The sequence below is a fragment of the Streptomyces sp. NBC_01241 genome (genome assembly GCF_041435435.1).
Classification (GTDB): domain Bacteria; phylum Actinomycetota; class Actinomycetes; order Streptomycetales; family Streptomycetaceae; genus Streptomyces.
Map to the genome: position 1 here is coordinate 7,030,452 of NZ_CP108494.1, position 21,606 is coordinate 7,052,057.

Below are 21,606 nucleotides of genomic sequence, written 5' to 3' on the forward strand. Positions count from 1 at the left end.
CTTACTCCTGGGGTGCGGGGGGCCTCTTCAAGGCGGTGGGCGGGACCGGCGGCAGCTGGTCCCGGCGCAGGTGCCAGAGGCGGGGGTCGGACGTGGCTGCCGCGGCCGACCCGAGGGCCAGCGCGAGTGCCACGTCCGCGGCGGTTTCCACGAAGCCGGCGGCGACCGACGGGGACATCGCGCGCTGTGCCTGCGCGCTCATCCGGCCGATGATCGGGGCGGGCATGATCTCGACCAGGTCCGGCGCCCCGCGCGAGATCGCGTCCGTGGAGCGGCGCAGATTGGACCGGTCGGTGACGAACACCTTCATCATCGTCAGCAGGCCGAGCGGGCGGCCCTTTTCTATGAGGGAGAGCCGGGTGCTGACCACGCCGTGCGCGCCCATGTTCTTGATGAACTCCAGCGCGCCCCGGTCCTGAGCCAGACCGGGGCTGCTGTCCACGTTCACGAACACGGTCTTCCCCGCCCGGGCCAGCGCCGGCACGACCTGGGGCAGCTGCCCCACCGCGAACGAGGCGAGGATGCACACCTTGGCCGGTGCGGTCAGGAACTGCCGCAGCGGCTGGGTGCCGACGACCGACGCGACGACCGGCACCTCGGCGAACGCCGCGGTGAGCCGGGGGTCGAGTGGGGCACCGGACCGGGAGGGGGAAGGGGTCATGGCAAGGGCCTGCCTGGAGAAGGAGGGTTCGTGGCTGCTGAGATCAGTTCAGCGGAGACGTACCGAATCGGCTGGGAAGGCCCAGCTTGCCAGGGTTGAGAATGCCGGCCGGGTCCAGGGCCTTCTTCACCGCGACGAACGTCGCGAAGCCCGCCCCGAGTGATTCCTCCAGGTAGGGACCGCGCAGCAGACCGCAGCCGTGGTGGTGGCTGAGCGCCGCCGCGTGCTTGATGAGCACGGCGTTGGCCGCGTCCCACACCGAGCGGTACCAGTCGCGGCGCGACTCGGGCGCCACATCGCCGCGCAGCGAGAAGTAGACGCAGGCGCCGTCGGTGTACGCGTGGGACTGGTGGGCCGAGGCCGCCAGAGTTCCGTCCACCGACTGGATCGCGGCGACCACCTCGTCGTAGATCACCGGGAGGTCGGTCCAGGACGCGGCCATCTCCAGGGTGTCGGCGACGAAGCCGGGACCGGGCTTGAAGCCGTCGGCGGACTTGCCGACCAGCATCCGCTCGTCCAGCCAGCGCTCGAAGACCGCCTTGCTGTCCAGCTCGGGGCCGTACGCCTCGCAGACCTCGGTCGCCACCTTGATGGAGGCGTCGACGATGGCCGGGTCGCCCTCGTCGGCGATGAGGAGGAGATTGGTCTCCGGGTGGCCGAAGTGGGTGCCCGACTCCAGCGTGTCGTACAGGCGCAGGACGGCCGGGGTCGCACCGCGCTGCATGATCTTGCGGCAGGCGTCAAGGCCCTCCGCGAAGGTCGTGAAGCCGAACGCCACGGCGTTCGCGTACTCCGGCAGCGGGTGCACCCGCACCCGCGCCGAGACGATGACGCCGAGGGTGCCTTCGGAGCCGACGAACAGCTGGCGCAGGTCCGGACCGACCGCGGCACGGGTGTAGTCGCCGTACGTGGCCCGCGTACCGTCCGCGTGCACGACGTCGACGCCGACGACCATGTCCTCGATCTTGCCGTACCGGGTGGAGAGCTGACCGGCGCCCCGGCAGGCGATCCAGCCGCCGACCGTGGACACGGCGAACGCCGACGGCCAGTGGCCGGTGGTGACGCCGTACTCCTCCTGGAGCTGCTTCTCGAAGAGGTCGCCGAACATGCCGGCCTCGACGTCCACCACGTTCGACTCGGCGTCGAAGGCGGTGATCCGGTTCAGCCCGCAGACGTCCAGGACGACGCCGCCGAAGACGGGGAGCGCCGCGCCCGTGACGTTGGAGCGGCCCGCGGACGGGGTGACCGGGATGCCGGCCTCGTGGCAGATCCGCAGCACGGCTGCGACCTGGTCGGCGTCGGCCGCCTCGACGATCACGGCGTTCGGCGTCGCCGGACGGCCCTCGGTCTCGCCGATCATCGAGCCGGCCCACCAGTCGCGGGTCCGGGTGACGACCTCGTCGCGGGAGGTGTGCACCGCGTGCGCCGCCTCGCGCAGCGCCTCGATCACGGTCTCGGGGACCTCGACCGGGTTCACCTGGAGGGCGGCCTCGCCGTCTCCGATCGGGGTGTTCTGCGCCCACTTCGCGAAGCTGGGGGCGCCGATCGTGTAGTTGCCCCGGTTGAACGGGTGGGTGATGGTCTGACGGCTGATCATGCTGCTGCCCCTTCGAGGAGTACGGACTTTTCGTGACGGACGGCTGCGAGGTATTCGGAGACCGAACGGTCCACCTCGGCCTCCGTGAGGTTCAGTTCCCGGCCGAGGATCGCGCCGACGGCCCCGGCGGCGTCGACGGAGGAGTCCCGCGCGAACAGCCGAGCGCGCATCCGGCGGGAGAGCACGTCGTCGACCGAGCGGGCCAGTTCGGCGCGGGCCGCGTACACGACCTCGGCCTTGGTGTACGGGAGTCCGGCGACGATCGGCTCGGCCAGCGTCGGATCGTCCTGGATGAGGTCGCCGACGAAGCGGGCCTCGGTGCCGAAGCGCTCGCCCAGGTGCGCGGCGATGCCACCGGAGGCCGCGACGGCCTCGGCGTCGTAGCCGGCGCCGCCGAGCAGCGGGAGGTCGGTGGTGCGGCTCTTCCCCCTGCGGCCGAGGACCGTCATCACCTTGTCGATGACGAGTTCGCCCATGTGCCGGCTGGTGGTGAGCTTGCCGCCGGTCACCGTCACCATGCCGGTGCGGCCGACGGTGATGTGGTGGTCGCGGCGCATGTCGAGCGTGGCGCCCTCCTTGCCGCCGACCAGCGGACGCAGACCCCCGATGGAGCCCACCACGTCGTCCGGGGTGAGCTTCCCCTCGAAGGCGGTGTTGGCGCCCTCCAGCAGGAAGTCCATCTCCTCGCGGGTGCAGTGCACATCGTCGGGGGAGCCCTGGTAGTCCTCGTCCGTGGTGCCGAGCACGACACTGTTGCCCCAGCGGGTGCAGGTCGCGCGGCGGGCCCGGCCCGGGATCGGCACGGTGACCGTGCAGTTGATCCGCACCTTGTCCCACGGCACCACGATGTGGACGCCCTTGGCGGGCCGTACCTGCGGCTTGTGACCGTCGTCCGCCTTCGCGTCGAGCTCGTCGGTCCACACCCCGGTGGCGTTGACGACGGCGCGGGAGCGGATGTCGATCGTGTCGCCGTCCGCCGAGACCCGGGCACCGGCCACCTTGCCCATCTGCATCAGCAGACCCTCGGCCTTGGCACCGTTGAGGATCGTCGCACCGAGCGCGGCGGCGGTCCGGACGATGGTCAGGACGAGCCGGGCGTCATCGGTGCGGGCGTCGAAGTACATCAGCCCGCCCTTGAGGTTCTCCGCGCGCAGCGTCGGCGCCTGCGCGAGGACCTCGGGAACGGTGAGCCGCTGGTGGAGCTTGCCGATCCGCCAGCCGCCGACCAGGTCGTACGTCCACAGCAGACCCTCGAAGCCCTTGGCGAGGCGGGCGTCGAAGATGCCCTCCTTCTCCAGGATCGGGAAGAGGAACGGCAGCCGGTGCACCAGATGCGGGGCGTTCTTGCGGAAGCGGTGACGCTCCAGGAGCGAGTGGCGGACCAGGTTGACGTTGCCCTGCTCGATGTACCGCAGGCCGCCGTGCACCATCTTCGAGGACTTCGACGACGTACCGGAGGCGAAGTCGTCCTTCTCGACCAGCGCCGCGCGCAGCCCGCGCGAGGCCGCGTCCAGCACGGCGTACGCCCCGGTGATGCCGCCGCCGATGACGAGGACGTCGTACGTGTCGTCGGCCAGCCGGCGCTTGAGGGCTGCCCGGTCGAGCAGCAGGGGCGTTCGGCGGGTCGCCGCGGCGCTGCGCCGCGGTTTCCGGGCGGGCATAGTGATCACAACATCAACTCCTGGTGTTTCGGTGCGGCGGCCGCTTGGTCGGGTACGGGCCGCCAGTGCGACGGTCGGGGGCCGTCAGTGGGGGGTTCGGGGTTCGGGGCTGGTCAGGGGAAGCAGCGCGGGGTCGTTCAGGTGGGTGATCAGCAGGTCGCGCCAGGCGGCCCGCTGCTCGGCGCGCTCGGCCGCCGTGATCGACGGCTCGAAGACCTGGCCGTGCGGCTGGGCCTCGACGACCTCTTCGAGCGAGGACCACAGGCCCTGGGCGACACCGGCCAGGTAGGCGGTGCCGCGCAGGCTGGCGGTGGCGGAGTCGAAGACCCGCTCCAGCGGGAGGCCGGTCAGGTCGGCCTGGATCCGCATGAGCGGATCGCTGCCGGAGACCCCGCCGCCGACCCGGAGCCGGGTGAACGGTGTGCCCATGGTGTCGGCGACCCCGTCGATCAGGTCGCACACCGAGTGCGCGATCCCGTCGAGCACCGCGCGGGCGAGGTCGGCGCGGGTGGTGGCGAGGGTGAGCCCGGTGAGGGAGGCGGTGGCCTCCGGGTGCCAGACCGGCGTACGGACCCCGGCGAGTGCCGGGACGAAACGCGGGGTGCGGCCCGGCCGGGTGGGGACCCGGCCCGCCTCCTCACCGAGCTCCTTCGGCGATGCGAACAGCCCCAGGTCGTCGCAGAGCCAGCGCAGCGCCGAACCCGCCGTGGAGGTGTACGCCTCCAGGCTGTAGTGGCTGGTGTCGCCCTGCCGCCGGCCGGGCTGGGCGAGCACCCCGGAGATGTCCGGCCGGGGCAGGGCGGGCGTGGTGCCGGTCGCCGCGTCGACGAAGGCGCCGGTCCCGTACACGCACATGCCCTGCCCGGCGGCGAGGCCGCCGAGCGCGATCAGTGCGGCGTGCTGGTCGCCCATGGAGGCGGCCAGCGGGACGGCGATCCCGAGGGCGGCCGGGTCGGTCGTACCGAATCCGGCGTCGTCGGAGCGGAGTTCCGGAAGCAGGTCGAGGGGGAAGCCGAGGTGGCTGATCCACTCCTCGTCCCACGCATGCCGCTCCAGCAGATAGCCACCGCTGGACGCGGCGTTGGTCGGGGTGGTGGCGTGTACGGCACCACCGGTGAGGCGCCAGATCAGCCAGGTGTCGACCGTGCCGAAGAGCAGCCGGCCCTCGCGGTGCGCGGCGGCCACCTCCGGGTGCGCGGCGATCTGCCGCGCGGCCCAGAGGAACGGGGCGCGGGCGCCGACCGGCCGGCCCTGGCGGGCCAGCAGAGCGGCGTCCCACTCCGCCTCGTACGCGGTGAGTTCGTGCGCGTAACGCCGGTCCTGCCATACCACCGCGGGCAGCAGCGGCCGCCCGGTGACCCGGTCCCACAGCATCGCGGTGGCCCGCTGGGTGGAGAGCGCCACTGCGGTGATCTCGATGCCCTCCTCGCGGGCCCGGCCGACGGCCCGGCGCGCCACCTCGACGGTGGCGCTCCAAATCTCCATCGGGTCCTGCTCGACCGAGAGGTCGTCCGGATGGCTGACCTTGATCGAGCGGTAGAACACCTCGTGGGCCGCGCCGGAGTCGAGGACGACTCCGGCCCTGGTGCCCGTGGTGCCCTCGTCGATGGACAGCACACCGCGCCGTGCGGCGGCGCCGGGGAACGTCTGCGTCATTGCAGCCCTTTCATCGCGAGCTGTGCGGAGGGATACGAGAGGGGAGGGGACCATCGTGTGGTGCGGCAGGTCCGGGGCCGGGTCAGCGCGCGGTCGCGGACCGCGCGTCTTCCGGTGAGCCGGCCGGGGCGCCGACGGCGCCCCGGTCCTGGCCGGCGGCCTCGTCGGGGGACGCGGCCTTCATCGGGTCCCACTTGATCGCCAGGCAGGTGATCAGGCCGAGCAGCGGCACGACGGAGAGCACCAGGAAGGTGTCGGCGAGCCCCAGCGAGTCCTTGATCTGCGGGAAGACGTACAGCCCGGCGACACTGCCGAAGCTGCCGACCATCCCGGTGACACCGGTGCCGAGCGCGCGGACATCACTGCTGTACGAGAGTGCGGCGATGGACTTGCCGTTGGCGCCGGGACCCGCGGAGTGGCAGAGGATGAACAGCACCGGCAGCAGGAACGCCACGGCGGTGGGGACCTTCTCGAAGGTCAGGCCCATCGCGAGCAGTGCGACGAAGACCCCGGCGAAACCGGCCGCGGAGCTGAGCCGCAGCCCGAGCCGCCGGCCGAAGTACGCCGAGAGGAGGCCGCCCGCGATACCGAAGGCGTTGAAGACCATCGAGCCCATGGTGGCCTTCTCGAAGCTTTCGCCGAAGATGGTCAGGCTGATCAGCGGGAGGTACCAGCCGACCGCGAAGTACTGCATCGACTGCCCGAGCGAGATGACCGAGGAGAGGACCGTTCGGGGCAGGTACTCGCCCTTGAAGAGCAGTCCGGCCTGACGGAACCCGATGGCGGGCGCCTCGGTGGCCGCGCGGGTCGCCTCGTCGGGCTTACCGGCGACGGCCTTGATTTGGTAGATCTTGTCCAGGTTGACGACGGCCTCGTCCAGCCGGCCCTTGCTCGCCAGCCAGGTGGGGCTCTCCTTGAGCATCAGCCACTGGCCCAGCAGCAGGGCGACGGCGAAGACCGCGGCCGAGCCGACCGACCAGCGCCAGATGTCCGCGCCGACGTCCAGGTTGAAGAAGAGCAGGGCGAGCGCGAGGTTGCTGGTGGTGGCGACGTACCAGACCGCCTGCCACAGGTTCAGCCGGCCACCCAGCTTCGCGGGCGTGTACTCGGCGAGCAGCGCCATGGCGACGGCGAAGTCGATGCCGTACGCGACACCCACCAGGACCCGGCCGAACCAGACGACGGTGAAGTCCCCGGCGAACGCGGCCAGCAGGGCGCCCGCGATGGCGAACACCTTGGCGATGAGCAGCGGGGGAACGCGGCCGATCCGGGTGGCGAGCCAGCCGCCGACCGGGTTGAAGATGATCGCCAGGGCCGGAGCGGTGGCCGTGAGGATCGAGACCTGGGTGCTGGTGAGCTCCATCTGGGACGTCATCGGTCCCAGACCGGCGCTCAGCGCGGCGTTCGAATAGGCGTCGAGAAACAGCCCGCCGAACACGAAAAACCAGATGACTTGCGCCCGGCCGGTGATCTTTCCCAGCCCATCGATGAGCGCAACGACGTCGGCGACGCCCTTGACGCTCGGACGTTGTGCCATGAATCCGCCTTCGAGGAAGACCCATCGGCGGCACGGGGAGCACAAAAAAACAGGCATGACGAAACCACCGACAGGTGGTCTATGTCTATGCCTGTCAAAACACTGCGGAAAGCGCCGCAGCACGTGAACTGCAAGGAATGCGATCTACGGAGTGAGGTTAAGAACGAGTCAGAAGAAACGTCAAGGGTTTCCGGCAGGTTACTCAAACGTGACGTGGGACTTGATGCTACGTGTACTGCCCCGGTGGCATCCGACGGCCCCCCTGGGCGGTGCACGTACCCCGTCAGGCCGCGGAAGGCGCCCGCTTCGCGGCCGTCGCGGCCGCTGTCGTCGCCGCCGTGGCTGGATCCAGGGCGGACAGGTCGTCCCGGTGACTCTCCCGGGTCAGTGAGATGGCCACGGCGCCGACCACGCAGACACCGGCGAGGAAGAGGGAGCCGGCGCCGGTGTGTTCGTCCCGCCGCCGGCCGCGGCGAGCAGACTGGTGGCGATCAGCGGGGCCAGTCCGGCCCCGAGCGTGGTGGCCGGCTGGTAGCCGAGCGAAGCGCCGGTGCAGCGGGCCCGGGTACCGAACATCTCGCTGATGAAGGTGGCCATGGGCCCATACATCGACACGGAACCGGAGTCGACCCTCTCGGGTGCCGACATGCACGACAGCTAAGGTCTCGAACCGCTCGTGCGCGGCATCCCGCCGATCCGGCCCTGCCGCGGACCGCGCCGCCGCAGGCCCGCCAAGCTGCAGGCAGACCAGGCGTACGACAACCGTCGCCTGCGCCAATGGCTCCGCGGCCGAGGCATCACGTCCCGCACAGCTCTGCCGGAGGCGTCACCGTGATCTGCCTATGGCTCCTGCGGATGGGTGATCTTGCTTCGCTCTAACGGGGGGTGCCTGCAGAAATCCGCTACTGGCGACCGGCAGCGGCATCCAGGATGCGGGGGCACCGACTGCTGGTCTCGTGCGGTGCTCTCGGTTCCCCTCCAACGATTGGGATTGTGCTCATGGCTTCGCTCCTTTCTCCTCGCTGCCTTGGCTCCCTCACTGGCGCGGCGCTCATGCTCGCCCTCGGCGCGGGGGTGCCGTCCTCTGTGGCGGCTCCTGCGTCCCGGGCTGCCAATGAGATGTGCTTGGACGCCGGCAACAACCGCAACAACGGTGATCACGTACGCATCTGGCGGTGCGTCAACCACACAAACCAGCGGTACGTGATCACCAATGGACAGATCAAGGTTGAAGACACGATGGGCAAGCGTCAGGAGATGTGCCTGGACGCCGGTAACACCCGCAACAACGGTGACCGCTCACGCATCTGGCAGTGCGTCAACCACACCAACCAGAAGTGGATCGTCCGCAACGCGCAGATTGTGCTCGCCGACACGATGGGCAAGCGTCAGGAGATGTGCCTGGATGCCGGCAACACCCGCAACAACGGTGATCACGTCCGCATCTGGCAGTGTGTCAACCACACAAACCAGAAGTGGGTCATCCAGCGGGGTTACATCAAGGTCGCGGACACGATTTGATCGGCTCCTCAACCGCCTCGGTCCTGGCCTCCCAGGGCCGAGACGCGGTGGGCGGTTCGGTGCTCCATGGCTCCGCCCCGTGAGCGGAAGGTGACGCGGCGTCGTGAAGCAGGCGGTGCACACCGCCGTAGGAGCAGCCCGTCTCCTCCCCGACCTGCCCGGGGGGCTGCGTCCGCTGCGTGATCCGGACGCCACCGACGAGGAGTGAGGCCCGGCGACGGGTCGTCAGCGGCGCAGGTCGCTGACGACCCGCTCCCTGCCCAGGATGGGGGCGTCCTCGCACCGGCGGGGACGTACGAACCACTGGTGGCGGTAGACGCGGCCGGCGCCCACCCCGTACCGGTCCCTGCTCGTGGACACCGAAGGGTGGTTCTGGACCAGGACCGTTGGCGCGCCGCGGGACGACGAGCCGCGTGAGGGCGAACTGCACCGGTCGACTCGCGAAGGTGCCGCGTTCGCGCTCACTCAGTCGAGACAGAACTCGTTGCCCTCGATGTCCTGCATCCCGAGGCACGACTCGTTGTAGCCATCGGCAAGCAGCAGTCGCCCGCGTACCGCGCCGAGCGCGACCAGTCGTGCGCATTCGGCCTCGAGTGCGGCCAGGCGCTCTTCACCCACGAGCCCGGTGCCGACCCGCACGTCAAGATGCAGTCGATTCTTGACGGCCTTGCCTTCGGGAACGCGCTGGAAGAACAGTCGCGGGCCCACGCCTGAGGGATCGACGCAGGCGAATGCCGAACCCTGACGCTCAGGCGGCAGCGAGCGATCGAAATCGTCCCAAGTGGCAAACCCCTCCGGTGGCGGCGGTACGACGTACCCCAACACCTCGCACCAGAAACGAGCGACGCGCTCAGGATTTGCGCAGTCGAAGGTGACTTGGATCTGCTTGATAGACGTCATCGGTCCATCGTAGAGGCGGGATCTTTCGTCGTCTCCACGGGCCCGCCCCTGGCCAGGTTGTGGCTCATGCGTTCAACTCCTGGCGATGAGTGGGACCTTGAGCCGTGGGATGACGATCCTGAAAGTGCCGGCCGTGGTACTCCAGCAGTCCTTGCGGGACCTGGACACCGCGTACCGGAACTTCTTCGACGGCCTCAAGGTGAGGCCGGTAGGGTCCTGCGTACCGCCGACGAAGCCCTCGGTGCCCGGCCGGCTTCCGGCCGGCGGCACCGTGCCGCGCGCCTCACCGAAGGGCGTGTTGCGGCGCTGCACCATGGCCTGGGTCGTGGCATCGATGGCGAGTTCGCCGGTGCCGTGATGGTCTCCGACGACGAACGAGAGCGAGCCGTTGTCCTGGCGTACGGTGCTCGCCCCGCCGGGCTCGTAGTACCGCCGGGCCGTCGTCTTCCCGGTGGCCTTCGGCCAGGTGATCTCCGAAGCGCCCAGGTACAGCGTCGAGACGCCACCGGGACCGCGGCTGATCAGCCGCGAGATGTGACCGGCCCGGTGGCCGGAACCGTTGAAGATTCCCCGCACGAGCATCAATGGCGGGCAAAAATCTTTTTCTTGGCGGTGTGTCAGCACTTCAGCCATTGGTCTTGACCAATGGCTGAAGTGTGTGAAATCTATGAGCAAGGCCGCCATGAAATCTCTACAATTACCCCCGCGGGAGAACCAAGTCCCATGCGCATAACCGCGACCGCCGCAGCCGCATCCGCAGTGCTCGGCGGAGCCCTCGTCCTCGGCCTCACGGCCGTCCCGGCCGCACAGGCCGCGCCCGTCGATTCGGCCGACTGTGCCACCGATGCCTTCGGGATCGCCGTTAAATACGGTGAGTTCGTCCTCGGTGACGACGCCCACTCGCCCGACGCCGAAGGCGCTGTGGCCGTCGGTGGCAACGCCGACTTCCGCGGCGGATTCAGCGTCGCCAACGAACTGTCGGCGGCAGAGGTCGACGCCCTGCCCGGCCGGGCGTCGCTCGTCGTCCGCGGCGACCTGGTCAACAACGGGTCGGCCACCGTGGTCATGAAGGGCAACGCGGTCGTCGGCGGCGAAGTCCGCGACCGCGCCGTCGAGCTGCACTCCGGCACGTTCGGCCGGAACGCCCGGCTGATCGACTTCGACGCCGAGTTCGCAAAGCTCCGGGCCTACTCCACCGCGCTCGCCGAGGAACCCGTGACCGCTGGTGCCGCCGCGACGCTGAACGGCACGAAGCTCACCCTGGAGGGCAGCGACACCACCCGTAACGTCTTCAAGGTGACGACCGGTCAGCTGGAGCGGGCCAAGGACATCTACCTCAAGGTTCCGGCCGGCGCGACCGCGATCGTCAACGTCAGCGGCGAGAACTACGACATGGCCGACGCCGGCACCACCGGCTTCTTCCTGTCCGGCGGTCAGGACTACGTGCTGGACGACAAGCTCCAGAGCGCCTCCGACGGCAAGGTCCGCGCCCGGCTGCTGTGGAACTTCCCCGAGGCCCGTACGGTCACCAAGAACAGCCGGGCGGCCTGGCCCGGCAGCGTGCTCGCCCCCGAGGCCCACCTGGAGCTCGGTACCGGCGCACCGGTCAACGGCTCGGTGTGGGTTGCCTCGTTGCACGGCTCGGGCGGAGCGGAGACGCACCACTTCCCCTTCACCGGCTGCCTCCCGGAGACCGGGAAGACCCCGTCCGCCACGCCGACGCCGAGTGGCACGCCCGGGACCACACCGCCGGTGGACAGCACGCCGTCCGCGTCAGTGACGCCGCCCTCGGAGAGCGGCACGCCGTCCGGTGACGCGTCCCAGGCCGTCGCGCCGCCCACGTCGAGCCCGTCAAAGAGCGCGACGCCCGGGACCGGCGGTGGGAACCTGGCCTCGACGGGCAGCAGCGGCACGGTCCCGCTGGTCATCGGCAGCGCCGCGGTGCTCGCCGCAGGTGCGGGCCTCGTCGTGGCGGCCCGCCGCAGGGCCAAGCGGGCCTGACACCCGGTGGTTCAACGGGCCCCGGTGGTTCAACGGGCCCCGGTGCGCGCACCGGGGCCCGGGGTATGCGGCGCCGTCCACGTCACGCAGGACGGCGCCACGGTCTCTCTTTCCTCAGGGCTCGTCAGCGCCCTGCCTGGAGCGCTGCCCAGGTTCCCGGTCCCACGATGCCGTCGGCCGTCAGCCCCCGGCTCGTCTGGTAGCTGCGTACCGCCGTCGCCGTCGCCGGGCCGAAGCTCCCGTCGACGCCGACCGTCGAACCGAGCGCCGCGGTCAGCGAGCGCTGGAGCCGCTTCACCCCGTCGCCCGAGTCGCCCTCCTTGAGCATCGCCGTCGCGCCGGCCGACAGCAGCGCTGTCCAGGTCCTGGCTCCCACGACGCCGTCCGCGTCCAGCCCACGGACCGCTTGGAACGCCGTCACCGCGCCCTGCGTGGCGGGGCCGAAGCTGCCGTCCACCGCGCCCGCCGGATAGCCGTGCTCGCCCAGCAGCTGCTGAACGGCCGTGACCTGGGCGCCGGTCGAGCCCCTCCGCTGGGTCGCGTACGCGGTGAAGCTCAGCCCGTCGCCGCTCTTGCCGCCGCCGGTGTCCCCGCCGACCAGCTGCATGTAGCGCGTCCAGTCCCAGTACGGCCCGGGGTCGGTGTGGTCGTTGCCGGGCGCCTCGCTGTGCCCGATGATGTGTGCCCGGTCCTTCGGAATCCCGTACCGGTCGCACAGGTATTTGGTCAGGGCCGCCGATGACCGGTACATCGCGTCCGTGAACCACGACGGGTCGTCGATGAACCCCTCGTGCTCGATGCCGAGAGCCGAGGCGTTGGCGCTCCGGGCGTGGTACGCGGTGTCGCTGTCACGCACCATCTGGGTGATCTGGCCGTCGGAGGAGCGCACCACGTAATGTGCGCTCACCTCCGCCGTCGGGTTCTGGAACCAGCTGATCGAGCCCGCGTACGAGCCCTGCGTGACATGCACGATCACCTTGTCGATCTTCGCCGAGCGGCCGACGGCGAAGTTGTTCGCGGCGGCCGGAACCCACAGCGCGTACGGGTAGTCGGGACTCTGGGTGCGCACGTCGGTCGCGGTGAGCGAGCCCTTGTCGGGCGAGACCGGACGTCCCGTCACCGAGATCCGCTCACCGCCGGGGGTGACGGCGTCGAGGCCGTCGGCCAGGAAGGTGTAGACGGTGTCGGCGTAGAAGGCGGCAGTCGGCCCGTCCGTGCCGCTGTACCGTGCGACGGCCGGGTACCAGGCGTCGATGTCGTCGCGGTCCCGGGCATCGAGGCCCAGTTTGTCCGCGTAGCTGCGCAGCACCGCCGCGCCGCCCAGGATGTTGGCCGCGGTGTCGCTGCGGAGGTCGGCCACGGGCTTACCGGTGAGGGCGGCGGCCTGCTCGAGTGTCCGGTTCACGGGGTTGCTCACCAGATGCATCACGCCATAGCCGTTCGCCTGGCTGGGGCGCCCGGAGTGGCCGTCGAGCCGGGTCTCGCCGTATCCGACGGCGGCGAGCAGATCACGCGGTACGTCGAACCTCTCGGCCGCCCGTGCGAACGCCCGGTTCATCGGGTGTCCGTCGTCCGGGGTGGCGAGGGCCGGGGTGCCGGTCGCGGCCAGGACGGTGGCGGTGAGGGCCGCGAGGACGGATGCGCGGGCCTTGGTTCGGAGGGCGGCGCGTCTGGGCATACCTGCTCCTGCTCGGTGGGGGAGAAAGAACGGCCCCCGGGTCCGAGTGGGGTGGGCCGAGGGCCGCGAAGCCCGCTCAGAGTATCGATCTGTTTCGGGCATGACAATCATCAGCCGGTGTGTCGAACTCCCTTTCACTCCAACGCGGTTGAGGCGCAGGCCAGGGCCCTGCCCGGCGACCGTGAAGGCGGTCACCGGGCAGGGCCCTGGGCCGATTCACCGGCTCGGACGCGCACCGCGCCCCGCTCCCGCTCGGCGACGAGCCGCAGCGCCACATCGGTGATCACGTCCTCCTGGCCGCCGGCGTACCCCGCGTCGCCCACCCGCCGCAGGACCTCGTGCGCCGGTACGCCGTACCGCTCACCGGCCCACTCCGCCGGGACCGCCCCGGCCCCGCCGAACGCCGGGGCCGGGCCGGGGCGCCGTCCTACCAGCGGTCGTGGTGGATGACGTCCGCCACCGGGCGGCGCCGGACCGGACCGAAGTTGCCCTGCGGCCACCCGACCGGAATGGCTGCGAAGGTGTGCATGTCCTCGGGGATGCCGAGGGCCGCCTTCCACTCCTGCTCCAGCATCAGGTGCCAGATGGTGATGTTCGCCGCGAGCCCCAGCGCCCGTGCGGCGAGCAGGATGTTCTGCACCCCCGGGTAGACGCAGGAGCCCTCGGCGAGTGCCTGGAAGCGCGTCTGGATGTTCATCATGTGCTCGGTCCCGGCCGGGCCGAGCGCCTGCGCGGAGGCCAGCAGCCCCTCCTCGTCCAGCTGCGGCTCCGGGAACCGGTAGCAGGGGATGATCAGCGCGGGCGTATCGGCGAAGTGGTCCCGCTGGTACTCGATCGCGGCGACCATCCGGCCGTACGCCGCGTCGTCCATGCCCTTCGGCGCGTACTTCCCGGTCGTCGCCAGATAGGCGTCGACACACCGCTTCCACAGCGGCGCGAGGCGCGCCATCACCTCACGGTCGGTCACCACCACGTACTCGTAACACTGCATGTTGCCGCCGCTGGGGCCCCACACGGCGGCCTGTACGAGCCGCTCCAGCGTCTCGGCGGGCACCGGATCCGGCTTGAGGCGGCGCATGGCGCGCATCGTGGACATCGTCGGGAAGAGCGACGGTTCGTCGGCCCGCAGTGCGTCCATCGGTATATCTGTCGTCATGATCGCGGAGTTTAGACCGCCCCGATTGCCGGTCGGTCCAACGGGTGAAACCCCCACCAGGGGAGGTGTGGTGGACGGTCGTACGGGTCCGGCCCGTGCGACCCGCTCCCCTCGGCGCCCCGATCCGCGCTGCCGAGGAGATCACCGTGACCCTGTCGGTGCACGGGCTGCGCTACCGGGCACTGGGACAACGGCCGGACTTCTCCGGCGGACTGACCGGTGTGCCGGCCCTCGTCTTCGCCGGCGAGCACGACACGGTGACCTCACCGGAACGGCAGCGCGCGTTCGCCGCCACGATCGAGGGCAGCAGGTTCCTGATGATCGGGGAGTGCGACCACTGGGTCGTCCTGGAGCGCCCGGACGACGTCGCGGACCTCGTGGCCCGCTTCTTCACCGACCGCCCGCTGGAACCGGCGCCCGGGCCGGCCGTCCCCCGCGCCAGTCGGCGGGCGCGAGCCCGGTGCCGGGGGCGTGAGGGGCGGCTCGGGCCGCGGGCCGGAGCCCGGTGTGGGTGAGGTCCGGCCCCACCCACACCGCACGGCCCGCGGCTTTCGCGGGCCCGGCGGTCAGTGCCCGCCGTTGCCCTTCGCGTTGACGTCCACGCGCACGACCTGCGGGTCGTGGTCGCTCGCCTGGTCGGCGAACTCCGCGTTGATGTGCACCACGTCGTAGTCGAAGCGGCGGATGCCGGGACTGGTCAGGATGTGGTCCAGCGTCTGCGAGTTGCCCTCGTACACATAGCTGTACTGCTCGCTCGCGGGCAGGGTGGTGATCAGTGGCTTGAGCACCTCGCCGTTGATCAGCGCGTCCATCGTCGGTGAGAACGCGAAATCGTTGAGGTCGCCGAGCGTGATGACCCGGGCCGAATCATCCGCGGCCAGCAATGACTTGACGAAGGTGTTGACCTCCGCCGCCTGTTTCACCCGCTTGGTCTCCGAGCTGCGCTTCGGCTCCTGGTAGCGGCCGTGCAGGGGCTGGTCTCCGCCCTTGGACGTGAAGTGGTTGCCGATGACGAAGACCGGCTTCCCGTGGAAGCTGAACTCGCCGACGAGCGGCTTGCGGCTGTCGGCCCACGCCGCGTCGGTCGGGGTGATCCGGCCGGGCGACGCCGAGAGCGTCACCCCCTTCTTCGTCTTCACCGCGGTCACGGCGGTCGTCGCGTCGCCGCCCGCGCGGTCCACGAAGTCGACCCTCTTCGGATTGAAGAGGAAGACGTTACGGATGTTGCCGCCGGGTTCGCCGCCGTCCTTGTTGTTCTCGGGGGCGATGTACCGCCACGCGTATCGCGGACCGCCCGCGGCCACGATGGCGTCGGTGAACCGCTTCAGCGTCGCCTCGGAGCCGACCGTGCCGTCGTTCACCGCACCGTTGTCGTCCTGGATCTCCTCCAGCGACACGATGTCCGGGGAGGAGAGGTTGACCGCGACGCCCTTGGCGAGGGTGTCGAACTTGGCCTGCTCGTCCAGCGCGTCCAGGTTCTCCACGTTGTACGTGGCGACCGCGAGCTCGTTGCCCTTCTGCTTCCGGGTGACCTCGCGCCGCAGGTGGTTGTCGGTGAGCGTGCCGAGTTCGGTGGCCTGGAGGTTGTAGCCGCCGAACGACGCGTAGTCCATGACACCGGTGGTCGTGCCGGACAGCACATCGCCGACGTCGGCGACGGGGACCGGCTTGGCCGGGTCGAGCGACATCACCTTGATACGGCCGGTGTTCTGGTCGCTGTACGAGGAGTACAGCGTGCCGCCCCGCCCGGTCCGGTTCTCGTCCGGCTTGACGGTCACCCAGACCTCGTCGTACGCGGTCGTCGCACCCGTCACCCGGGTGTCGGAGATCGCGACCCGGGTGCCTTCGAGCGATTCGTAGAGGTCGAGGGCGTACGCCGACGGGTCGAGGGCCAGCGAGTCGATCGAACCGCCGTCCGCCGACGGAGCGTACGCGTCCGGCACCGAGGCCGCGTCGAGCACGACCGGGGCCGGCAGCGCGTTGCCCGAGGACAGGACCGTCGTCTTCGGGGCGCTGATCTCGGTGATCGACTGGGTGGTCGTCGACGGGTAGTACTCGTCCACCTTGCCGCTGACCAGCACCGAGTCGCCCACGGTGACCTCCGGGGCGGTGGAGCCGGTGAAGACGAACACGCCCTCGCTGGTCCGGGCGTCCGCGTCCGGCTCGGTGTCCTGGATCCAGAAGCCGCGCGAACCGGTGGTCCGTACGCCGGTGACGATGCCGGGGACCCCGGTCACCTGCCGGCCGTTCAGCGGCGACACCCGGGTGGTGCCCTGGATGTCGTGGATCCGGACGGTGCCGGGCTCGGTCGGGCCGCCGGGGTCGCCCGGGTCGGAGCCACCGGGGGTCTCACCGGCCGAGTTGACCGGCGTCGGGGCGCCCGCGGTGAAGTCGGCGGCGTTGTCGTCGGTGTCGGCGAGGGACGTGCCGCGCGCCACCGAGAAGGTGTTCGACGCTCCCGTGGCGGGGCCGCTGCCCTCCCGTACGACCGCGGTGCCGTAGCCGACGAGGTCCACGATCCGTGAGTCGGCCGCACAGTCGGCGGCCGTCTTGCAGGTCAGCGGGGTCGTGCCGGAGACGAGCGCGACGGTTCCGCCGCCGGCCGCCATCGCGACCGTGCCGGTGGCGTCCGGCGTCGGCAGGGCTACCGTGCCGCCGGTGCCCGCGGCCTCGGCGACGAGATAATGGCCGCCGGGGGCGACGGACCCGGTCAGGGCGGAGGCCTGCCACAGAGAGCCGGCCGACGGGGCGGCCGGCAGGTACTGCACGCTGAAACCGGACAGGTCGTACGCGGCGGTGCCGGCGTTGGCCAGCTCGATGAAGTCGCGGGTGAGCGTCGCACCCGAATTGCCCCCGCCGCCGTACACCTCGGAGATGACGGCGGTCGAGGACGGAGTCGCGAAGGCGGCAGGCAGAGCGGTGGCCGACAGCGTCACGGCGACGGCGCCGGACAGCAGAACGGAACGAGGTCTGGATATGCGCACGGTGGGCTGCTCCCGAAGTGTGGTGAGGGCAAAAGCTATGCGCGTAGACCCGGTCGTGACAAGACATCAGAAGTTAATTCCAGGAATCGCTCCGGCGCCCCGGAGGCGCTGGGCGGCGCGCCCGGCTCGACATGCAACCGGTGGGTTGCCTATGGTGAGAGTTCGGGACAGCAGATGACGGTGACGCGATGGCGACGATGGGCACGATGACGATGGACGCGATATTCAAGGCGCTTGCCGATCCGAGCCGCCGTAAGCTCCTCGACCGGCTCGACGCGCGGGGTGGCCAGACTCTGCGGGAGTTGGGCGAGGGCCTGGGCATGAGCCGGCAGGCGGTGAGCAAACATCTCGCGGTACTCGAAGCGGCGCTGCTGGTCACCGCGGTGCGCCGGGGCCGGGAGAAGCTGCACTACCTCGACCCGGTGCCCGTCCAGGAGGTCGCCGATCGCTGGATCGGCCGGTATGAGCGCCACCGCCTGGGCGCACTGTCCCACTTCAGGCAGACGCAGGAAGGAACGGCCATGGACAAGCCCGAGTTCGTCTACGTCATCTACATCCGGACCACCGCAGAAAAGCTCTACCAGGCACTGACCGACCCCGAGTTCATCGAGGTCTACATGGGTGGTCACGGCCCCGATTCGACGTGGGAGGTCGGTGCACCGGTCCGCTGGAAGATGTCCCCGGACGGTGAGTTCGAGGAGGTCGGCCAGCGCGTCCTGGTGGCGGAGCCGGGCAAGCGGCTCTCGTACACCTGGCACACCCTGCAGCCCATGCACCGCGAGATGTTCGACTTCGCCTCGGACGAGGCGTGGGAGAAGGCCGTCCGGGAACGGTCGAAGGTCACCTTCGACATCGAGCCCGCCGAGGTTGCGGAGATGGGCGTCAAGCTGACGATCACCCACGACGGGTTCGACAGCCCGGACAGCAAGATGCTGGAGGGTGTCAGCGGCGGCTGGATCATGATCCTCTCGTCGCTCAAGACCCTTCTGGAGGGCGGGAAGTTCCTCGACCGGCAGGACCGCGGAGCCGCGTGACGACGAGGTCGTATCCCTTGTCGCCGTGAGGCTTGTCGGGCCGTCTGCGGCGGGTACCGCGGCGGCTGCGGATCGGCGGTATCGACGTGACGAGGGGCTGGAGCGCGAGACTGTCACGGGTATTCGCCGCGGAGACAGCGACCGCGACTGGAAGACCGGAGATGCGTAGACGATCACTCATTGGGCCGGCTGCGTCGTGATGCTGTCCATGCCCGCCCAGTTCACAGGGCTCCTCTGCGCTTCGGCTTCACCGCCGCAGGCGCTCGCCGCCATCACCCGCAACTGCACGGCCCCGGGATACACTGCTCCGCCGCACCCCGACCGGAGGTCATCTTGGTGTTCCCTGCACGGGTACTTGCCGGTGTCCCGTTGGCTCTGGTGATTCTCGCTCTGTCCGGCTGCTCTTCCCTCTGGAGCTGCACCGACACGACGGCGGAGCGCGGTGAGGCCGGTGTCAGGGTGCAGGTCGAGGACACGTCTGGGCAGCCTCTCGGCGTCACCGCCGAGATCGTCGACTGGCGCCTTGAGCCCCACCCGCAAGTACCCTCCGAAGGTGACCGGGTCCACTTCCACTACCGCTTCGACGGCGCCGACGAGAGATCCGGCCCTGCAGTGGACGCCTGCGCGGTCGACAAGGAGCGTATGGCGTTGGGGTGTCAGACGGTCTATTCGTCCCGGGCGTTCGGGCCGGATGGTGCCCTCACGGGCGACGACTGGCTCGCCGTCGAGCATCCTGAGCAGGTTGCCGGAGTGCTATTGATCCCCAATGACCAGTCCTACGTTGGACGAACCTGCGAGACGGACATCAAGGACGGTGGCGGGCCGCATCCTCCGGAACCACCCAGCACGGGGGACCAGTTGTAAGGCGGTCAAGGCGGTTGAGCGCGAGGTACGGGTCTGCCGGCGCCCCGGTGTTTGCGCTGTTTGGTGGTCTGGTTGCGCGCCCATCGCCCCGGCTCGACCTTGCTGCGGCCGCTCCGAGTCCTCAGGATCGGCCATCGCATCGGCTTCTTGATCGCTCGGGGCCGGTCCCGGCCGGACCGGGGCGGCAGCAGACGGGACCGCGCTTCCTGGGCGGCCTCCTTCCAGGCGTTGGTCAGCGAGCGTCTGGAGGTGTCGTGCTGAGACGGCACGCTGCGCCGGGCGATCCGGATGCAGCGGAGGTAGGAGAGCCGGTCGGCATCCAGGACCGGCCCACTCGCTCCGGCGGCGTGCGCGAACCGGCGGACGGCCTGGTGGACCGCGAGCAGGGCCCCCAGCTCCTGCCGCACGGCTTCAGGAGTGCGCGAGCGGAGCGGTCCGCCGGGGCGTGGACGAATTCGACCGACCAGAACCCGCGGTCGGCGATGACGAGGTCACCGGGGCCGCGTCGAGCTGGCCAGAGCGGGTAGGCCAGGCGCCGTTCGCCGTCCCGGTAGCCGCCCAGGCCGGCGTCGAGGATGGCGTGGGTGCCGATCTCCGCGAGCACGGCAGCTCGCACCTGAGGGAAGCCGAATGGCGTGCCACCAGTGGAGGGGCCGCCGAAGGTGTCACCGTTACTCACCGAGTCCGGCACGTCGAACTGCGTGCCGTCCAGCGCCGGCATCCGCAGACCGGGCCACCACGCGCCCGGCGTCTCCGGGAGCGCCAGCGGGCCGGCCACCTGCCGGAACACCGTCTCGGGCACCTCTTCACCGAGCCGGACTCGCGCCCGGCACAGCGACGAGCGGTTGACCCGGGCCAGAACCCGGCTGCCGGGTACGCCACTGGTCAGCATGCGTATCACCTCCTCGTACGACTCCCGGGCGAACAGGCACAGCGCGAGCACGAAGTACACGACCAGCCGGGCCGGGAGCAGTCGGCGCCGCAGCTCACCCCGCCCCCGTGCTTGGCGACGGCCGCGTCCACGAGCTCCGGCGTGAACACCTTGGGCGAGATCCCCATGCGCGACCGGCACCCCGGCCCCCACCCCTCCACGAGCAGGTCAACGGACCAGCCAGCTCAAAAGCAACTGCATTGGCCGGTTCGGCCACCCGGACGCCAGAGGGGTCGGGCTCGGTTCCGGGTCCGGATCAGGCTCCGGGCCTCCGGATCAGGCTCCGGGCACCCGGTCGAGGAAGCCGCTGACCGAAGCGATGCGCCCGTCGTCGGCGAGTTCGAGCACGTCCGACCCGGCGACGGGTGCCGAGCCGTCGGTGGTGGAGACCAGTTCCCAGCTGAAGCGCACGATGGCGTGATGCCCGTCCGGGGTGCCGGTCGGCCGGAACTCGAACCCGGGAAACTGTTCACGGGCCCCGTTGATCGTGGCCGTGAGCTCCTCGTGGCCGCGCACATCGGCCAGCGGATCGGTGTAGGTGGCGGTCTCGGTGAAGGCCGCCGCCACAGCCTTCTCCAGATCCTCGGGGGTGGCCGCGTTCCAGGCGACGAAGTAGCGCTGAACGGCGTCCTCGTATGCGGTCATCGTGCTGTCCTCTCCTCGCGTCCCGGTCCCTGGACCGGGCTCCGTGTGCTGGTGAGGAACACGATGTCCGACGGTGCGGAAGGCGTCGATTACCTCCGAGGTCATGCGGCGGGGCAGAGGAACGGGCTGCCTGGTATCGGCGCATGAGGAATTCGGGGCAGGACACATTCGGTACAGGACGAATTCGGTGCCACGGGAACTCGGCGCAGCGGAAAGCCGGCGCATCAGGGAATCGGTGCAGGAGGAAGAAGCAGGCGCCTCCTCAGATCTGGCTGTCCCGGACGACATGCATGGCGGCCTCCTCGGCCGATGCCGCCGCTCCGTCGATCCCGACGTCCTCGGCCGTCAGTGTGTCCGGCTCGTTGATGTCCAGCTGCCGGGTGAGACGGCCGGCGCGTACCGTACCGACCTCCGCGTCCCAGAGCTCGCCGTCACCGTCGGACAGGTCCCCCACGTCGTCCCCCGCGGCTTCGTTGACCTCCGGCAGTTCCCGGGCCAGACGGCTCTCCAGCGGCTCGCCACTGTGCTGTTCGGCGGCCGTGGTGCCCTGGTCCTCCACCGCCCACGGTCGCTCGGGCGGGGAGTAGCCCTCGTCGAGGAGGTCGGTCAGCCCCCGGTTGTCCAGGGTGTCCTCGATGTCGAGCTGCTCAGTGGGATCGGAGGCCTCCGGTTCCTGGGGCTGGTAGACATCGTCTCCCATGTCGCCATCCTTCATGGTCAGTCCCTTCCCGGTCTTGGGGATCCCGGTCGTGCATGGCGCACACGCGACTCGGGGGAAAG

The 21,606-nt window shown here is 70.2% G+C and carries 20 protein-coding genes and 3 pseudogenes; 6 read left to right on the plus strand and 17 right to left on the minus strand.

Translation table 11 applies throughout. The features are described from left to right. Position 1: 1 nt before the first annotated feature. The 6 genes from OG306_RS31695 to OG306_RS31720 form a co-directional block, all read right to left on the minus strand. Positions 2-661 carry a glycerol-3-phosphate responsive antiterminator gene (locus OG306_RS31695; RefSeq protein ID WP_266749576.1) on the minus strand — a complete coding sequence of 220 codons (660 nt, stop codon included), beginning with the start codon at positions 659-661 and terminating at the stop codon, positions 2-4. Positions 662-704: 43 nt separating this feature from the next. After that, on the minus strand, positions 705-2,258 hold the full coding sequence (locus tag OG306_RS31700; protein WP_266749578.1) for an FAD-binding oxidoreductase: 1,554 nt from the start codon (positions 2,256-2,258) through the stop codon (positions 705-707). Further along, positions 2,255-3,928, minus strand: coding sequence for a glycerol-3-phosphate dehydrogenase/oxidase (locus OG306_RS31705; protein WP_323183969.1), 1,674 nt, complete (start codon positions 3,926-3,928; stop codon positions 2,255-2,257). The genes OG306_RS31700 and OG306_RS31705 overlap by 4 nt, the downstream gene beginning before the upstream one ends. Positions 3,929-4,003: 75 nt before the next feature. Then, positions 4,004-5,575 (minus strand): FGGY family carbohydrate kinase, encoded by a 1,572-nt coding sequence (locus tag OG306_RS31710; protein ID WP_266749579.1) that lies wholly within the window; start codon positions 5,573-5,575, stop codon positions 4,004-4,006. 82 nt (positions 5,576-5,657) lie between these two features. Next, entirely contained in the window at positions 5,658-7,112 is a 1,455-nt protein-coding gene (locus tag OG306_RS31715; protein WP_266749581.1) for an MFS transporter, read from the minus strand. A 384-nt stretch (positions 7,113-7,496) separates the two neighbouring features. Further along, entirely contained in the window at positions 7,497-7,760 is a 264-nt protein-coding gene (locus OG306_RS31720; protein WP_327259711.1) for a hypothetical protein, read from the minus strand. Between OG306_RS31720 and OG306_RS31725 the strand changes: the two are divergent. Both OG306_RS31725 and OG306_RS31730 read left to right on the plus strand, forming a co-directional pair. Then, positions 7,744-7,926, plus strand: a pseudogene (locus tag OG306_RS31725) (IS5/IS1182 family transposase); the annotation flags it as partial. The gene OG306_RS31720 and the pseudogene OG306_RS31725 sit on opposite strands and share 17 nt — an antisense overlap. A gap of 305 nt (positions 7,927-8,231) precedes the next feature. Further along, positions 8,232-8,633 (plus strand): ricin-type beta-trefoil lectin domain protein, encoded by a 402-nt coding sequence (locus OG306_RS31730; protein ID WP_266907566.1) that lies wholly within the window; start codon positions 8,232-8,234, stop codon positions 8,631-8,633. A 225-nt stretch (positions 8,634-8,858) separates the two neighbouring features. Here the strand turns inward: OG306_RS31730 and OG306_RS31735 are convergent, their stop codons facing one another. From OG306_RS31735 to OG306_RS31745, 3 genes are all read right to left on the minus strand, one after another. Next, the gene (locus OG306_RS31735; RefSeq protein WP_266749584.1) at positions 8,859-8,993 is read right to left on the minus strand and encodes a hypothetical protein; all 135 of its coding nucleotides are present in this window, start codon (positions 8,991-8,993) and stop codon (positions 8,859-8,861) included. 105 nt (positions 8,994-9,098) lie between these two features. Further along, a complete protein-coding gene (locus OG306_RS31740) occupies positions 9,099-9,533 on the minus strand; it encodes a VOC family protein (protein WP_266749585.1) in 435 nt (144 codons plus the stop codon). Positions 9,534-9,605: 72 nt separating this feature from the next. Beyond that, positions 9,606-10,115 (minus strand): hypothetical protein, encoded by a 510-nt coding sequence (locus tag OG306_RS31745; protein ID WP_327259710.1) that lies wholly within the window; start codon positions 10,113-10,115, stop codon positions 9,606-9,608. A gap of 141 nt (positions 10,116-10,256) precedes the next feature. Between OG306_RS31745 and OG306_RS31750 the strand changes: the two genes are divergently transcribed. Continuing rightward, a complete protein-coding gene (locus tag OG306_RS31750; protein WP_371665929.1) occupies positions 10,257-11,534 on the plus strand; it encodes a choice-of-anchor A family protein in 1,278 nt (425 codons plus the stop codon). A 124-nt stretch (positions 11,535-11,658) separates the two neighbouring features. Here OG306_RS31750 and OG306_RS31755 read toward each other — a convergent pair whose 3' ends face one another. The 3 genes from OG306_RS31755 to OG306_RS31765 form a co-directional block, all read right to left on the minus strand. Next, complete coding sequence (locus tag OG306_RS31755) at positions 11,659-13,212, minus strand: N-acetylmuramoyl-L-alanine amidase (protein ID WP_266749588.1); 1,554 nt, start codon at positions 13,210-13,212, stop codon at positions 11,659-11,661. A 191-nt stretch (positions 13,213-13,403) separates the two neighbouring features. After that, positions 13,404-13,712, minus strand: a complete 309-nt coding sequence (locus OG306_RS31760) for a hypothetical protein (protein ID WP_371665930.1) — start codon at positions 13,710-13,712, stop codon at positions 13,404-13,406. After that, on the minus strand, positions 13,640-14,368 hold the full coding sequence (locus OG306_RS31765; RefSeq protein ID WP_266749591.1) for a nitroreductase family protein: 729 nt from the start codon (positions 14,366-14,368) through the stop codon (positions 13,640-13,642). The genes OG306_RS31760 and OG306_RS31765 overlap by 73 nt, the downstream gene beginning before the upstream one ends. Before the next feature lie 173 nt (positions 14,369-14,541). Between OG306_RS31765 and OG306_RS31770 the strand changes: the two are divergent. Beyond that, positions 14,542-14,883: pseudogene (locus OG306_RS31770) on the plus strand (alpha/beta fold hydrolase); the annotation flags it as partial. A 51-nt stretch (positions 14,884-14,934) separates the two neighbouring features. Here OG306_RS31770 and OG306_RS31775 read toward each other — a convergent pair. Then, positions 14,935-17,352 carry an endonuclease/exonuclease/phosphatase family protein gene (locus tag OG306_RS31775; RefSeq protein ID WP_371665931.1) on the minus strand — a complete coding sequence of 806 codons (2,418 nt, stop codon included), beginning with the start codon at positions 17,350-17,352 and terminating at the stop codon, positions 14,935-14,937. 212 nt (positions 17,353-17,564) lie between these two features. On the opposite strand from OG306_RS31775, the gene OG306_RS31780 reads away from it, so the two are divergent. After that, on the plus strand, positions 17,565-18,386 hold the full coding sequence (locus OG306_RS31780) for an ArsR/SmtB family transcription factor (RefSeq protein ID WP_327259632.1): 822 nt from the start codon (positions 17,565-17,567) through the stop codon (positions 18,384-18,386). Positions 18,387-18,393: 7 nt separating this feature from the next. Here the strand turns inward: OG306_RS31780 and OG306_RS31785 are convergent. After that, positions 18,394-18,522 (minus strand): annotated as a pseudogene (locus OG306_RS31785) (IS5/IS1182 family transposase); the annotation flags it as partial. A gap of 200 nt (positions 18,523-18,722) precedes the next feature. Here OG306_RS31785 and OG306_RS31790 point away from each other — a divergent pair. Beyond that, complete coding sequence (locus tag OG306_RS31790) at positions 18,723-19,250, plus strand: hypothetical protein (RefSeq protein WP_266752550.1); 528 nt, start codon at positions 18,723-18,725, stop codon at positions 19,248-19,250. A 232-nt stretch (positions 19,251-19,482) separates the two neighbouring features. Here OG306_RS31790 and OG306_RS31795 read toward each other — a convergent pair whose 3' ends face one another. From OG306_RS31795 to OG306_RS31805, 3 genes are all read right to left on the minus strand, one after another. Beyond that, complete coding sequence (locus tag OG306_RS31795; RefSeq protein WP_371665932.1) at positions 19,483-20,322, minus strand: transposase domain-containing protein; 840 nt, start codon at positions 20,320-20,322, stop codon at positions 19,483-19,485. Positions 20,323-20,457: 135 nt separating this feature from the next. Next, a complete protein-coding gene (locus tag OG306_RS31800) occupies positions 20,458-20,826 on the minus strand; it encodes a nuclear transport factor 2 family protein (RefSeq protein ID WP_266749596.1) in 369 nt (122 codons plus the stop codon). Positions 20,827-21,088: 262 nt separating this feature from the next. Beyond that, the gene (locus OG306_RS31805) at positions 21,089-21,541 is read right to left on the minus strand and encodes a DUF5709 domain-containing protein (protein ID WP_266749597.1); all 453 of its coding nucleotides are present in this window, start codon (positions 21,539-21,541) and stop codon (positions 21,089-21,091) included. Between the last annotated feature and the right edge of the window lie 65 nt (positions 21,542-21,606).

Excerpts from the sequence above, each read along its gene's own strand:
- OG306_RS31695 (WP_266749576.1), bottom strand. The coding sequence starts at position 661 with ATGACCCCTTCCCCCTCCCGGTCCGGTGCCCCACTCGACCCCCGGCTC.
- OG306_RS31700 (WP_266749578.1), bottom strand. The coding sequence starts at position 2,258 with ATGATCAGCCGTCAGACCATCACCCACCCGTTCAACCGGGGCAACTAC.
- OG306_RS31710 (WP_266749579.1), bottom strand. The coding sequence starts at position 5,575 with ATGACGCAGACGTTCCCCGGCGCCGCCGCACGGCGCGGTGTGCTGTCC.
- OG306_RS31715 (WP_266749581.1), bottom strand. The coding sequence starts at position 7,112 with ATGGCACAACGTCCGAGCGTCAAGGGCGTCGCCGACGTCGTTGCGCTC.
- OG306_RS31720 (WP_327259711.1), bottom strand. The coding sequence starts at position 7,760 with ATGTCGGCACCCGAGAGGGTCGACTCCGGTTCCGTGTCGATGTATGGG.
- OG306_RS31730 (WP_266907566.1), top strand. The coding sequence starts at position 8,232 with ATGTGCTTGGACGCCGGCAACAACCGCAACAACGGTGATCACGTACGC.
- OG306_RS31740 (WP_266749585.1), bottom strand. The coding sequence starts at position 9,533 with ATGACGTCTATCAAGCAGATCCAAGTCACCTTCGACTGCGCAAATCCT.
- OG306_RS31745 (WP_327259710.1), bottom strand. The coding sequence starts at position 10,115 with ATGCTCGTGCGGGGAATCTTCAACGGTTCCGGCCACCGGGCCGGTCAC.
- OG306_RS31750 (WP_371665929.1), top strand. The coding sequence starts at position 10,257 with ATGCGCATAACCGCGACCGCCGCAGCCGCATCCGCAGTGCTCGGCGGA.
- OG306_RS31755 (WP_266749588.1), bottom strand. The coding sequence starts at position 13,212 with ATGCCCAGACGCGCCGCCCTCCGAACCAAGGCCCGCGCATCCGTCCTC.
- OG306_RS31765 (WP_266749591.1), bottom strand. The coding sequence starts at position 14,368 with ATGACGACAGATATACCGATGGACGCACTGCGGGCCGACGAACCGTCG.
- OG306_RS31780 (WP_327259632.1), top strand. The coding sequence starts at position 17,565 with ATGGACGCGATATTCAAGGCGCTTGCCGATCCGAGCCGCCGTAAGCTC.
- OG306_RS31800 (WP_266749596.1), bottom strand. The coding sequence starts at position 20,826 with ATGACCGCATACGAGGACGCCGTTCAGCGCTACTTCGTCGCCTGGAAC.
- OG306_RS31805 (WP_266749597.1), bottom strand. The coding sequence starts at position 21,541 with ATGAAGGATGGCGACATGGGAGACGATGTCTACCAGCCCCAGGAACCG.